Source organism: Sodalis sp. dw_96, from assembly GCF_018449575.1.
GTDB lineage: Bacteria > Pseudomonadota > Gammaproteobacteria > Enterobacterales > Enterobacteriaceae > Acerihabitans.
This window is the reverse complement of record NZ_JAAVUT010000024.1, coordinates 22,746-36,731: the sequence shown is the minus strand read 5'-3', so window position 1 is coordinate 36,731 and position 13,986 is coordinate 22,746. Positions and strand designations below refer to the sequence as shown.

13 protein-coding genes are annotated in these 13,986 nt (G+C 53.2%); 4 read left to right on the top strand and 9 right to left on the bottom strand.

The genetic code is table 11. The features are described 5' to 3' along the window. Nucleotides 1-9 precede the first annotated feature (9 nt). The 3 genes from HB631_RS23295 to HB631_RS23285 are packed head-to-tail and all read left to right on the top strand — an operon-like array spanning nt 10 to nt 2,645. A complete protein-coding gene (locus tag HB631_RS23295) occupies nt 10-1,413 on the top strand; it encodes a glycoside hydrolase family 1 protein (protein WP_213993567.1) in 1,404 nt (467 codons plus the stop codon). After that, the gene (locus HB631_RS23290) at nt 1,403-1,729 is read left to right on the top strand and encodes a PTS lactose/cellobiose transporter subunit IIA (RefSeq protein WP_213993566.1); all 327 of its coding nucleotides are present in this window, start codon (nt 1,403-1,405) and stop codon (nt 1,727-1,729) included. The genes HB631_RS23295 and HB631_RS23290 overlap by 11 nt, the downstream gene beginning before the upstream one ends. Further along, on the top strand, nt 1,713-2,645 hold the full coding sequence (locus tag HB631_RS23285; RefSeq protein WP_213993565.1) for a LacI family DNA-binding transcriptional regulator: 933 nt from the start codon (nt 1,713-1,715) through the stop codon (nt 2,643-2,645). Before HB631_RS23290 ends, HB631_RS23285 begins: the two co-directional genes overlap by 17 nt. 1 nt (nt 2,646) lies before the next feature. On the opposite strand, the gene HB631_RS23280 is transcribed toward HB631_RS23285, so the two are convergent. Both HB631_RS23280 and HB631_RS23275 read right to left on the bottom strand, forming a co-directional pair. After that, nucleotides 2,647-3,432, bottom strand: coding sequence for a hypothetical protein (locus HB631_RS23280; RefSeq protein ID WP_213993564.1), 786 nt, complete (start codon nt 3,430-3,432; stop codon nt 2,647-2,649). A gap of 134 nt (nt 3,433-3,566) precedes the next feature. Then, complete coding sequence (locus HB631_RS23275; protein ID WP_213993563.1) at nt 3,567-4,601, bottom strand: HoxN/HupN/NixA family nickel/cobalt transporter; 1,035 nt, start codon at nt 4,599-4,601, stop codon at nt 3,567-3,569. Nucleotides 4,602-4,964: 363 nt separating this feature from the next. Here HB631_RS23275 and yieH point away from each other — a divergent pair, with 363 nt between their 5' ends. Then, entirely contained in the window at nt 4,965-5,648 is a 684-nt protein-coding gene (yieH, locus tag HB631_RS23270) for a 6-phosphogluconate phosphatase (RefSeq protein WP_213993562.1), read from the top strand. A gap of 110 nt (nt 5,649-5,758) precedes the next feature. Here the strand turns inward: yieH and phoU are convergent, their stop codons facing one another. The 7 genes from phoU to glmU all read right to left on the bottom strand — a co-directional run bounded on the left by phoU (nt 5,759) and on the right by glmU (nt 13,906). Beyond that, the gene (phoU, locus tag HB631_RS23265; RefSeq protein ID WP_213993561.1) at nt 5,759-6,538 is read right to left on the bottom strand and encodes a phosphate signaling complex protein PhoU; all 780 of its coding nucleotides are present in this window, start codon (nt 6,536-6,538) and stop codon (nt 5,759-5,761) included. 14 nt (nt 6,539-6,552) lie between these two features. After that, nucleotides 6,553-7,329: a phosphate ABC transporter ATP-binding protein PstB gene (gene pstB, locus HB631_RS23260; RefSeq protein WP_213993560.1), complete on the bottom strand. Its 777-nt coding sequence runs from the start codon at nt 7,327-7,329 to the stop codon at nt 6,553-6,555. 43 nt (nt 7,330-7,372) lie between these two features. After that, nucleotides 7,373-8,269 carry a phosphate ABC transporter permease PstA gene (gene pstA, locus HB631_RS23255; protein WP_213993559.1) on the bottom strand — a complete coding sequence of 299 codons (897 nt, stop codon included), beginning with the start codon at nt 8,267-8,269 and terminating at the stop codon, nt 7,373-7,375. After that, nucleotides 8,269-9,228: a phosphate ABC transporter permease PstC gene (gene pstC, locus HB631_RS23250; RefSeq protein WP_213993558.1), complete on the bottom strand. Its 960-nt coding sequence runs from the start codon at nt 9,226-9,228 to the stop codon at nt 8,269-8,271. The genes pstA and pstC overlap by 1 nt, the downstream gene beginning before the upstream one ends. 62 nt (nt 9,229-9,290) lie before the next feature. Beyond that, nucleotides 9,291-10,331 (bottom strand): phosphate ABC transporter substrate-binding protein PstS, encoded by a 1,041-nt coding sequence (gene pstS / locus HB631_RS23245; RefSeq protein WP_213993557.1) that lies wholly within the window; start codon nt 10,329-10,331, stop codon nt 9,291-9,293. A 174-nt stretch (nt 10,332-10,505) separates the two neighbouring features. Continuing rightward, nucleotides 10,506-12,338 carry a glutamine--fructose-6-phosphate transaminase (isomerizing) gene (gene glmS, locus HB631_RS23240; RefSeq protein ID WP_213993556.1) on the bottom strand — a complete coding sequence of 611 codons (1,833 nt, stop codon included), beginning with the start codon at nt 12,336-12,338 and terminating at the stop codon, nt 10,506-10,508. Nucleotides 12,339-12,526: 188 nt separating this feature from the next. After that, entirely contained in the window at nt 12,527-13,906 is a 1,380-nt protein-coding gene (gene glmU, locus HB631_RS23235) for a bifunctional UDP-N-acetylglucosamine diphosphorylase/glucosamine-1-phosphate N-acetyltransferase GlmU (RefSeq protein WP_213993555.1), read from the bottom strand. Nucleotides 13,907-13,986: the final 80 nt, after the last annotated feature.

The following is a 13,986-nucleotide window of genomic DNA, read 5'->3' as shown; positions in this document are numbered from 1 at the left end:
GAAAATCACATGCACTACGCCTTTCCGCACGATTTTTGGTGGGGTAGCGCCAGCTCGGCGCCGCAAACCGAAGGAAATTCACTGGGAGGAGGTAAAAGCGCCACGATATGGGATCACTGGTTCGCTTTACAACCGGAACGCTTTTTTCAACAGGTGGGGCCGCGGGATACCTCTACCTTCTATCAGCATTGGCGGGAAGACATAGCGCTATTGAAACAGACCGGCCATAACAGTTTTCGCACCTCGCTATCCTGGGCGCGCCTGCTTCCCGTCGGTCGCGGCAAAATCAACCAGCAGGCGGTGGCTTTCTATAATCAGGTCATAGATGAATTGCTGGCACAGGGCATCACCCCGTTTATCAATTTATTCCATTTCGACATGCCGCAGGTGCTACAAGATCTGGGGGGGTGGGAAAACCGGCTGGTGGTGGAGGCCTATACTGAATATGCCGCCCTGTGTTTCGGGTTATTCGGTGATCGGGTTAAATATTGGTTTACCTTTAACGAACCCATCGTGCCGGTGGAAGGGGGCTATCTGTATGATTTCCACTACCCCAACGTAGTGGATTTCGAACGCGCCGCCACCGTGGCTTACCACACCATGCTGGCCCACGCCGGGGCGGTAAGGCGTTACCGGGAAATGGGCCGGGACGGTGAAATCGGTATTATCCTCAACCTGACGCCGTCTTATCCCCGTTCACAGCATCCGGCGGATCTTCAGGCGGCGAAAAACGCCGATCTGCTGTTTAACCGCAGCTTTCTCGATCCGGCCCTGCGCGGCCGGTATCCCCAGGCATTAGTGGATTTGCTGGAGCAATACGGCCAGCGTCCCGAAAGCCGGCCCGGCGATAGTGAGGTACTGGCGGCGGGCGTCGTGGATTTGCTCGGCATCAATTATTACCAGCCGCGCCGGGTGCAGTGCCGATCGAATCAGGTCAATCCCGACAGTCCGTTTATGCCTGAATGGTTTTTTGAAGCCTATCAAATGCCCGGCCGCAAAATGAATCCCTGGCGCGGCTGGGAAATCTATGAGCGCGGCATCTACGATATCCTCACCGATCTGCGGGTGAATTATAACAATCCCCGCTGTTATATTTCGGAAAACGGCATGGGTGTGGAAGACGAACTGCGTTTCCTGCATGACGGCCGGATTGAGGACGATTATCGCATCGACTTTGTACGCGAGCATCTTATCTGGGTTCATCGCGCCCTGCAGGAAGGCAGCCGGTGCCTGGGTTATCATATATGGACGTTTATCGATAACTGGTCGTGGAGCAACGCTTACAAGAACCGTTACGGGTTGGTGCAGCTGGATCTCGCCACCCAGCGCCGCACTGTCAAAAAAAGCGGCAGCTGGTTTGCCGAGGTGGCGCGCCGGCATGGATTCCATAAAGAGGTTAACGATGGACAGTGAAAATGCGGTGATGACCATTATCGTTAACGCCGGCGAGGCTCGCAGCTTGTGTATGTCGGCGTTGCGCTACGCACGGGAGGGTGATATTGATCGGGCTGGAATGTTATTGGCGGAGGCTGACAATTTTTTCAGGGCCGCCCACCGCGTCCAAACGCAATTGATAGAACAGGACGAGGGGTCCGGTAAAATGCCGGTCACACTGATTATGGTTCACGCACAGGATCATCTGATGACCGCGCTGTTGGCGCGCGAAATGATTAATGAGATGGTGATACTTTATCAACGGCAACAGCAGGATTATGGCGACCATAAATGATGTCTCCCGTTTGGCCCGGGTCTCTAAAGCCACCGTATCCCGTGTGCTCAGCGGCAGCCGCGGCGTCAGGGACGAAAGCCGACAGGCGGTGCTGAAAGCCGCCGGTGCGCTGAATTACCAGCCCAATCAGGTCGCTCAGTCATTAAGCGGCCAGTCCACCGGCTGTGTGGGGGTGATCTGCGCAATGGAATCCATGCAGCTTGCGGTGAATTACCTGCCGGCGCTGGAAAAACAGTTCAGCCGCCATAACAAACACCTGCTGTTGCGGTTCGCCGATGATGCCATGGGGGTCGAGGACGCCCTGTTTTCAATGGGGCGGGGGTTATGCGACGCCATGATCATTATCGGCGCGCGTTTCCCGCTGCCGTCCCTGGACAAGGATGTGATCTTAATCGATTGCCTGGACGCGCCAGGGGAGAACAGCATCAGTTTTGACCATGCCTTCGCCGCAGAAACCGCCTGCCACTATTTGATCAATCACGGCCGCCGGCAACTGGTCTTGCTCAATTATGCCGACGGCGAAACCGCCGAACAGCTATTGCAAGGCTACCGCCGCGGACTGGAATATCATCTTCTGCCTTATAACCGACAGCGGGTGGCCTGCCGCGATCCCTCGCCAAGCGTGGCGCTGCAAAGCCTCATCAACAGCGGCACGCCGTTTAACGGCCTGCTGGTGGTGAACCCGGCGGATGCCCGTGAGGCCTTGTCGGTGCTGCATGCCTTTGGACGCTCCGTGCCCGATAGCCTGGCGATAATCAGCCTGGAGGGTTCCACATCCCTGCCCGGTTCGTTGCTACCCTTGCCGGCCATCGAATACCCCTTGGAGAAACTGGCGGAAAAAGCGTTGGATATGATCACCGGTAAATTACAGGACGGCGGCCCGCTGGTGATTCGCGGCAATTTGGTGGCCGGCTGAATCACCGGGGGGGCGACGCCGTACCGGCATCCGGCCCGAACAGTTGGCCTTCGATCGGCAATGGCCAGTTGCCGGAACGCATGGCGATAATCATTGACCACCACACCTCGAGTGCGTGAACGGCTTGCGGATGCCGAGGATGCTGATTATCCCTTTCATAGCGTTCACCGAAATTTCCCGCCTGGGAAAGTAACAGGCTTTCATAAATACCTTCGCCCACCCGGTTTTCGTAAAGATAAATCAACATGGCCAGACCGGGGATTTTTTCGTCCTTGAGATATCTGGCCTCCTGTTTAGCACGGCTTTGATCACCTTCGTCGCCGGAGTCGGCAGCCACCCGGGTCAGGGCAATACCGATACGATAAATGAGTTTTTCGAGGCTGCCTGTCATGCCGTTTTTTCTTTCCCACTCCGATTCCAATGGAATAGCGAACTCATCAATAATTTTCTCGGCAGTATCCCTGGCTGTTTCATCAAGAGTAAACTGGCAGGGTTTGGCCGGCGGCGAAAACGAAGACCGGCTTAATGTTTTATTAAAAGCATCCGAAAAATAATTGTCGATAGCCTTTAAGGAATTCAACATCATCGCCAATATCGAATTTTTAATACCAGGCAAAAGATCCCGGGCCGTAGGTAAAATACGATAAGCCAATGTCGCCAGCGTCTGTCCGATCCGCCTTAGTCTGGAGGTAAATTTACCTTCCGCCGCGACCACGGCGTTTTCGGGTGAATTGATATTAAGGGGTGGAAGAGAGGGCTTAGGAAGATTCAGATTAGACGCTTTCATTGCACAATCCTTGCTGGTTAACGCCCGAAAGGATGAGGGTAATAATCACCATCATCCTGGGGAAATACCTATTTTTTATCGGCCTATGACTAAACGCCCGCTAAACAGCAAAACATTATCCATTCATCTACTTATTAAAGGACCGCCAGACTATCGTATTTTCTCCAGCGGAAATTGAGGACAGAGACAATCCAGAAGCAGATAAATAGCCCTATAACCCAATAACCTACATTGCCCATATTGTCGTTAAGATAAGCAATAAGATCCCAGAAACCGCCATGCAATTCAAACTGGCCGGCAATTAATCCCAGCGTTTCCAATCCGCCGATAAACAGCGCGATAATCACCGAAGTGGCGGTAATGGTCATATTGTAATAAAGCTTGCGCACCGGTTTGGTGAAGGCCCAACCATAGGCCCCCACCATGACGAAATTGTCCAACGAGTCGATGAGCGCCATACCGCTGGCGAACAGCACCGGAAACACCATAATCGACCACAGGGACATACCCGACGTCGCGCCGGCGGCGGATATTCCCAGCAGCCCCACTTCGGTGGCGGTATCAAATCCCAAACCGAACAGAAATCCCACCAGGTACATGTGCCAACTTTTACTCACGAATTTAAACGCGAAACGAAATATCCGTGTCATTAAGCCACCATTTGTTGTGGCCAACCTATCGATATCCCCGTCACTGACGGCTTCGCCTTTTTTGATGCGCTGGAAGGTTTTATAAACGGTACGCAGAATCACTAAATTTATCAGGGCAACTATCAGCAGGAATAAAGCCGAAACCAAGGTGCCGATGATCCCGCCGTAGTCATGAATCCATCCCATTCGTCCCTGAAATGCCAGGGAGGTCGCCGCGATGGCGGCGCAGGCAAGAAGAACGATGGTGGAGTGGCCTAACGAAAAACAGGCGCCGACACAGACCGGTTGCTGTCCTTGCTGCATCAGTTTGCGGGTAACGTTATCGATGGCGGCAATATGATCCGCATCCACCGCATGGCGTAAACCATAACTGTAAGCCAGCAGTGCCGCGCCTATCAGGGCGGCGTTATGATTAAATTCCAGCAGGGCCCATGCCCAGGCGACAATATTGGCCGCCAGCAACAGAACCAGCAGGGAGAGGGCTTTCTTTTTCGCCCCGGTATCTTTAACGTTAAGCATTTTATACCCTGTTGATAAATAGTTATTTTCATTGCTATTCAAAAGACGGTAACCGGAACTGATGTACTAATCCTGCCGTTTCAATGAGGTCGGCCGGATGGCTGCTCATGGAAATGGATAACATAAAATACGCTATTCATAACAATTATTTTTTGATCTTACATGGCTAAAGGACAAGAATTAAACAAATAACAGCGAGGCGGTCCGGCTGACGAAGCCGGTTGGAAAGCGCGTAGAAGAGCGTTTTTACATCAGGGCGAGAGTGGCAACCCTGGGACTTGACGCGTTTTTACCCCCCTTTCACCGGAGCATTGAGGTAAAGTATCAAGAGAGATGATTCATTCAAAGATAAGGCCCGGTGTAATGACGGATATTTCATGCGTATTGTTTGATTGCGACGGCACGCTGGTGGACAGTGAAATTCTCTGCTGTGAAGCCTATGTCATTTTGTTCGCCAAGTACGGTTTTCATATCACGCTTGAGCAGGTCATCAAGGAGTTCAAGGGGATAAAACTCTACGAAATCATCGACCGCGTTAAACAGCGGTATCCCCTAACGCAGCGAGTGGATATTCTGGAGGCCGAGTACCGTGCCGAAGTGGCGCGCCTGTTTGATGAACGCCTGGTGCCTATCGAGGGTATACGGGAGCTGTTGCAACAGATTATTGTACCGCTGGCGGTGGTATCCAACGGCCCGGTGAGCAAAATGCAGCACTCCCTGGGGCTGACGGAATTATTACCCTTTTTCAAGAACCGGCTATACAGCGGTTACGAACTGCAGCGCTGGAAGCCGGACCCGGCCATTATTTACCACGCCGCCGCCGAATTGCAGGTGCCGGTGAATCAATGCCTGTTGGTGGAGGATTCCGCCGCCGGTGCCCAGGCCGGTATTGCCGCCGGCATTCCGGTATTTTACTACTGCGCCGATCCCCTTAATCCCCCCATCCACCATCCGCTGGTGACCCGCTTCGATGCCATGAACCAATTACCGGGCTTGTGGCGTGACCGGGGCTGGATACTAACGCGGACGCCGGCGGCATTGATATGATCGGGTCGCTTAATTCGGCAGGGGACAGATGGGGCAATTGAACCCAATACGGGCAGACCGGCTAACGCTGGTTATCACGTTTGATAACCAGCAATTGTAAAACGCTTCCTTTATTCCGCCGGCGGGATGGGATTCTCATCCGGCGCCTGCGCCGCCAGGTCGTTAGACACATCCCTGCCGGTACCGGTCAACAATGTTTCCAGCGCATCGCCACCCACATGCCGAAAATCCTGGCCTTTAACAAAGTAGAAAATATATTCACAAATATTCTGGCAGCGGTCGCCTATACGTTCAATGGACCGGGCGCAAAAAAGCGCGGTGAGCACGCTCGGGATGGTGCGCGGATCTTCCATCATATAGGTCATCAACTGACGCACAATGCCCTCGTATTCTTGATCCACCTTTTTGTCTTCCCGATAAATCCGGATGGCTTCATCAAGATCCATGCGGGCAAACGCATCAAGTACATCATGCAGCATTTGAATGGTATGTCGGCCCAACGACTCCAGACTCACCAGCATTTGCAGATGCTGCTGGGAATATTTTTCCAACGCGGTACGGCAGATCTTGTCGGCCCCGTCGCCGATGCGCTCCAGCTCTGAAATGGTTTTGATGATGGAAATCACCAGCCGCAAATCGCTGGCGGTGGGCTGGCGTTTGGCGATGATGCGCACGCAGGCCTCATCAATGGACACTTCCATCATATTCACTTTGACGTCGCCGGCTATCACCCGTTTGGCCAGCTCCTCATCCTGACTGTGCATGGCGCTGATGGAGTCGGTGAGCTGTTGCTCCACCAGACCACCCATTGCCATGACCTGCGTGCGGATGTGCTCCAGTTCAGCGTTAAACTGGCCGGAGATATGTTTATTAAGGTTTAGATTTTCCATGATATATCCCGTTATTAACCATAGCGGCCAGTAATATAATCTTCGGTTTGTTTATTCTTTGGAGCAGTAAAAATACTGTCAGTATCGCTGTACTCAATTAACTCGCCGAGATACATGAATGCCGTGTGATCCGAGCAACGCGCTGCCTGTTGCATATTATGAGTAACAATCACCACGGTATAATCCGTTTTCAATTCTGAAATCAGCTCTTCAATGCGCCCGGTGGAGATAGGATCCAGCGCGGAACAAGGCTCATCCAATAGCAAAACATCCGGTCGGATGGCAATGCCGCGCGCAATACATAAGCGTTGCTGTTGACCGCCGGACAGGCTGTAACCGCTTTGATGCAGCTTGTCTTTGGTCTCGTTCCACAGCGCCGCCTTGGTCAGCGACCACTGTACCCGCTCTTCCATTTCCGTTCTGGAAAGCTTCTCAAATAAACGCACCCCGAAAGCAATATTGTCATAAATAGACATTGGGAAAGGCGTCGGCTTCTGAAAAACCATACCCACACGAGCGCGTAATAAAGACACGTCGCGCTTATCGGTAAGAATATTCTCCCCATCCAGCAGAATTTCTCCTTCCGCATGCTGATCGGGATAAAGCTGATACATTTTATTGAAGGTGCGCAACAGGGTAGATTTACCACAACCGGATGGACCGATAAATGCTGTCACCTGATTACGGGCAATATCAAGACTAATGTTTTTAAGCGCATGGAATTTGCCGTAATAAAAATTCAGATCCCGGACCTGTATTTTGCTGTCGGTGGCGTTGTTTATCCTGCTCATGCACACTCTCTCTTTCTTTCAAAGACGCGTCGGCGCCTGACACTTAATTGGTTTTTTTGGCAAAAATGATCCGTGCGAGGATATTCAACAGCAGCACGCACAGGGTAATCAGTAACACCCCTACCCAGGCCAGCTGTTGCCATTCGGGAAACGGGCTCATGGCGAACTTGAATATGGTGACCGGAAGATTGGCGATAGGCTGCATCAAATCGGTGCTCCAGAACTGGTTGGAGAGCGATGTAAACAGCAATGGCGCCGTCTCGCCGGCGATACGCGCCACCGCAAGCAGCACACCGGTAATAACGCCGGAAATCGACGCTTTAAAGGTAATGGCGGAAATCATCTTCCATTTCGGCGTGCCCAGGGCATAAGCGGCCTCGCGCATGGTATCAGGCACCAGCCGCATCATATTTTCCGTGGTGCGAATAACGATGGGCACCTGCAGCAGCGCCAGGGCGATAACGCCGGCCCAGCCGGAGAAGTGCTCCATTTTCGCCACCACCAGGGTATAGACAAACAGACCGATAACAATGGAAGGCGCGGACAGCAGAATGTCGTTGATAAAACGAATCACTTCCGCCAGAAACGATTTGCGGCCATATTCCGCCAGATAAATCCCGGCCATAATGCCCAGCGGCGTGCCGCCGATAGTCGCCCAGAGGATCAATAAGCCACTGCCCGCCAGCGCATTGGCCAAGCCGCCGCCGGCGGTGTTGGGCGGCGGCGTCATTTCGGTGAACAGGGACCATGAAAGGCCCTCGAACCCGCGGCTTACGGTGGTAAATAAAATCCAGCATAACCAAAACAGACCGAACGCCATGGTGATAAGCGATAAAAACAGCGCCAGCCTGTTTTTTTGGCGACGCCAGGCTTGCCGTTTACGCCGGGCCTCCATTTGCGTGGGGGTATGGGTCAACTGATGTTCTAAAGTGGCGGCCATTATTTCACACCCTCATTTTTCGCCAAACGCATGATCATGAGCTTGGAGCAGGCCAATACGATAAAGGTGATAACAAACAGAATCAGCCCCAGCTCCATCAACGCCGCGGTATGCAGGCCGGCCGACGCCTCCGCGAATTCATTCGCCAGCGCCGAGGTAATGCTGTTGCCGGGCATAAAGAGGGAAATACTGGTTAACTGGTTGGTATTACCGATAATGAACGTAACCGCCATGGTTTCACCCAGCGCACGCCCCAAGCCCAGCATAACACCGCCGATAACGCCGTTTTTAGTGAACGGCAGAACGATACGCCAGATCACTTCCCAGGTGGTGCAGCCTATGCCGTAGGCCGACTCTTTCATCATTACCGGTGTCTGCTCGAAGACATCGCGCATTACCGCGGCAATATAGGGAATGATCATAATGGCCAAAATGATACCGGCCGCCAAAATGCCGATACCGAACGCAGGTCCCTGAAATAACACGCCGACGAAGGGAATATTGGACAGCACGTCACCCAGGGGTTGTTGGAAATATTGGGCGAACAATGGTGCAAAGACAAACAGGCCCCACATACCGTAAACGATGCTCGGGATAGCGGCCAACAGTTCAATGGCGACGCCCAGCGGCCGTTTTAACCAATTAGGCGCCAATTCAGTCAGAAACAGCGCGATGCCGAAACTCACCGGCACGGCTATCAGCAAAGCAATAAAAGAGGTGACCAGCGTACCGTAAATCGGCACCAGAGCACCAAACTGCTCGCCGGGGGGATCCCATTCCTTGGTCCAGAGAAATGCAAAACCGAATTTTTCAATGCTCGGCCATGAGGCAACAATCAGCGAGACAATAATGCCGCCCAACATTAACAGCGTAATGAGGGCGGCCAGTCTGACCAACGCACCGAAAATCAGGTCGCCTTTTTTACCGGGGGCATGCTGTACCGGCATATTGTCAGCCATAGATTACTCTTTTAGTGGGTTCGTATTCCCTTCCTGTCAAGGAAGGGACGAAACACATTTGCTTAATACAGCGGGTTACCGTTAGTGTCTTTGATATTGGCTTTCCAGGCGGCGCGAATCTGTGCAACCACGTCTTTCGGCAAGGTAGCATAGTCAAGAGCATTGGCCTGATCGCCACCCTTGTTATAAGCCCAGTCAAAGAACTTGAAGACTTCCTTTGCCTGTTCCGGCTTGGTCTGCGCGGTATGCAGCATTATGAAGGTAGTTGAGGTGATAGGCCAAGCGTTATCGCCAGTCTGATTGGTCAGGTCCTGAGCGAATGATTGCTGCCAGTTAGCCCCTTTAGCCGCGTTGCTGAAGTTATCCTGGTTCGGCAGAACGGGCTTACCGTCGGCAGAGATGAGTTTGGTATAAGGCAGGTTATTTTGCTTGGCGTAAGCATATTCAACATAACCGATGGCACCGGGTAAACGCTGAACAAAAGCGGCTACGCCGTCATTGCCTTTACCGCCCAAACCCACCGGCCAGTTAACCGTGGTGCCCGTGCCAATCTTCTGTTTCCAGGAATCATTGACCTTGGATAGATAGCTGGTGAAAACATAAGAGGTGCCTGAACCGTCGGCGCGACGAACCACGGCGATACTCTGGTTAGGCAATTTCACGCCCGGGTTAAGCTTGGTGATGGCCGGATCGTTCCATTTTTTGATATTGCCCAGGTAGATTTCTCCCAGGGTATGGCCGTCCAGGGTCAGCTCGCCGGTTTTGATGCCGGGGATATTAACCGCCATCACTACACCGCCGATAACGGTGGGAAATTGGAACAGGCCGTTTGCTTTTAGATCAGCATCGCTTAACGGAGCGTCGGAAGCGCCGAAATCCACGGTATTTGCTTCAATTTGTTTTATGCCGCCAGAGGAACCGATACCTTGATAGTTTACTTTGGTGCCGGTTTCTTTTTGATAGGTGTCGGCCCATTTAGCATAAACCGGGGCGGGGAATGTGCCGCCGGCACCGGTCAGGCTGGCTGCAGCAAACGAAGAGAAACTCGCTAAGGCGAATGTGGCTGCAACAAGACTGGCAACGGCTGTATGCATCTGTTTCATAATCCCTCCTGTGGGATATTAAAATCGGCCATAGGCCGCTTGCTTTAATTATAGAGCTGCAGGAAGGAAAATAGGACAATTGGGTGACAGTCACATGTCAGTAATGTGACATTTTTATGACAGTCTGCCGGGTGAAATATGGCCCCCATACAGGGGCCATTGAGCTGAAAAATATTATTCAACGGTAACCGATTTCGCTAAATTACGCGGCTGGTCTACATCAGTGCCTTTAATCAATGCCACATGATAAGCTAATAATTGCAGAGGGACACTATAATAAATTGGCGCAACAATCTCTTCCACATGGGGTAAAGGAATAATTGTCATATTTTCATCATCGATAAATCCGGCATCCTGTTCGGCAAAAACATACAGCTGGCCGCCCCGGGCACGGACCTCCTCGATATTGGATTTCAGCTTTTCCAGTAATTCATTATTCGGCGCAATGACAATGACCGGCATTTCGGCATCAATGAGCGCCAGCGGGCCATGCTTCAATTCCCCCGCGGCATAGGCTTCGGCATGGATATAAGATATTTCCTTCAGCTTCAACGCTCCTTCCATGGCGATGGGATACAAAGCGCCCCGGCCCAGGAACAAGGCGTGGTGTTTGTCCATGAATCCTTCCGCCAGCGCTTCGATGGTATCATCCAACGCCAACATTTGCTCAATGCGCGCCGGCAGCGCTTGCAGGGCATGAACGATTTGCCGTTCAACCTCAGTGTCGACGCCTCGCAGACGACCGATACGGGCCACCAGCATCAACAGCACCGTTAACTGGGTAGTGAAAGCCTTGGTGGAAGCCACGCCGATTTCAGTACCGGCTTTGGTCATCAGCGCCAGATCCGATTCCCGCACCAGTGAGGAGCCGGGCACATTACAAACCGCCAGGGAACCCAGATAGCCGAGACTTTTTGTCAGACGCAACGCCGCCAGGGTATCGGCGGTTTCGCCGGACTGGGACAGGGTGATAAGCAGACTGCCGGGCCGCACGGCGGATTTTCGATAACGGAATTCAGAGGCGATTTCCACGTCGCAAGGCATACCGGCCAGCTCTTCAAACCAGTAACGCGCCACCATGGCGGAATGGAAGGAAGTCCCGCAGGCAATAATCTGAACATATTTCACTTGCGATAACAGCTGGTTACCCTGTTCGCCCAACTCCGGCAGAGTAACTTCGCCGTGACTGAAACGGCCCTCCAGGGCATTTTTAATAGCCTGGGGCTGTTCAAAAATCTCTTTTTGCATGTAATGACGATAGAGGCCTTTATCACCGGCATCGTACTTCACCTGAGATTCAATCTCCTCCCGTTCCACCGGATTGCCCTGGGTATCCCACACCCGCACGGTACGGCGGGTTACTTCGGCAATATCGCCCTCTTCCAGGAACATGAAGCGGCGGGTAACCGGCAACAAGGCCAACTGATCGGATGCCAGGAAATTTTCACCCACGCCCCGGCCAATCACCAGCGGACTGCCTGAACGCGCCGCCACCAGCACACTGGGGTCGTTGCTATCCATAATAACCGTGCCATAGGCGCCGCGTAATTGCGGGATAACCCGCAATACCACTTCCGCCAGCGTACCGCCGCGCTGCGACTGCTCCCAATGGACCAGATGGGCAATCACTTCGGTATCCGTTTCGGAAGCAAAGCGGTAACCGCGCTCCATTAAGCCATTACGCAAGGGTTCATAATTTTCAATAATGCCGTTATGCACCACCACGATATGACCGGAAACATGGGGATGGGCATTGGATTCCGACGGTTCGCCGTGGGTGGCCCAACGGGTATGGGCTATACCCGTGCCGCCGCCCAGGGGATGTTCCTCCACCGCGTGGGACAACACGCTTACCTTGCCTACCCGGCGTATGCGTTGCAAATGTCCCTGATTATCCACTACCGCCAAACCAGCGGAATCATAACCGCGATATTCAAGGCGGCGTAACCCTTCCAACAGTATTTCAGCAATATCACGTTGGGCAACTGCACCTACTATTCCACACATCTGTGTTATTCCTAAATGAACGGCGCTGACACGCCGTTTCGATGTCGTTGATCTGACCGATTCCGGTTATCCGGATTCCCCCGAGCCTGTAGAGCGGGGGTATTGTTATACCCGTCATACTTCACGTTGCAGCTGCGTTGGCAATACTCGGCCCCTTCCCGCAACTCGAACTATTTAAGGTCTATGTATTATTGTTTTTTCTTTACCGGCCGCTGCCAGCCGCTAATATGCGTTTGCTTCACCCGGCTAAGCACCAGCTCGTTTTCACCCACATCGCACGTTATGGTGGTCCCGGCGGCGATGGTCGCTCCCTTGGCCACGGTAACCGGGGCGACGAGCTGGGTATCCGACCCGACAAAAACGTCATCGCCGATAATAGTCTGATGTTTATTGGCGCCGTCATAGTTGCAGGTGATGGTGCCGGCGCCGATATTGACCCCGGCACCGATTTCCGCATCACCGAGATAACTCAAATGGCCGGCTTTGGAGCCTTTACCGAGCCGGGCCTTTTTCATTTCGACGAAGTTACCCACATGGGCGCCTTCCGCCAGTTCAGAACCGGGACGCAGGCGTGCAAACGGCCCGACGGTGACGTTGGCGCGTAACACGGCGCTCTCTATTATCGAATAGGGGCTGATAATCACGTTATCGCCGATGTCGCAATCCTTGAGCACACAGCCGGTACCGATGGCCACGTTATTGCCCAGCACCACCCGGCCTTCGATAATCACGTTGGTGTCGATGGTCACATCGCGCCCGTGCTTAAGCTCGCCGCGCAGGTCAAAGCGCGCAGGATCGCAAATCATCACGCCGGCCAGCAGCAGCCCCTCCGCCAGCTGCTGCTGATAAACCCGCTCCAGCACCGCCAACTGGCGGCGGTTATTCACCCCCTCCACTTCCCACAGCCGCCCGGGCTGCACGGTGTTGATTTGCCGTCCTTCATTCCAGGCCATGGCGATGATGTCGGTAAGGTAATACTCGCCCTGCACATTATTATTGTTCAGCGAGCCTAGCCAGCGCTTCAAATCTCCACCGGCCGCCACCATAATGCCGGTATTGATTTCGTTAATCCGGCGCTGCTCTTCCGAGGCATCCTTTTGCTCCACGATGCCGGTGACCTGTCCGTTTTCACGCACAATGCGACCATAGCCGGAAGGATCGTCCAGCGTCACGGTTAACAGGCCGATGCCGCCGTCCGGTTTGGCCGCCAGCAAACGCTGGAGGGTCCCCGGAGCGATGAGCGGAACGTCGGCATACAGGATCAGCACATCTTCATCATCGGACAAAAAGGGCAACGCCTGTTGTACCGCATGTCCGGTGCCGCGCTGTTCGGATTGTAAAACCCAGTTCAACCGCGGGTTGCAGCCGGCCAGTTTATCCCGTAACAATTCGCCGCCATGACCGTAAACCAGATGGATATGTTCGGTGTTCAGCGTATTAACGGCATCGATAACATGGCCAATCAGTGGCTTGCCCGCCAGGGGATGCAACACCTTCGGCAGATCGGAATACATGCGGGTACCTTTACCCGCGGCAAGTATCACCACGCTCATTGCTCGATTCGACATAACTATCCTGATGAATCAAATTCAATAGACGAAAGTAAACCCGTTCATAACCGGGATTACTACATATTTTGGTCAGCAAA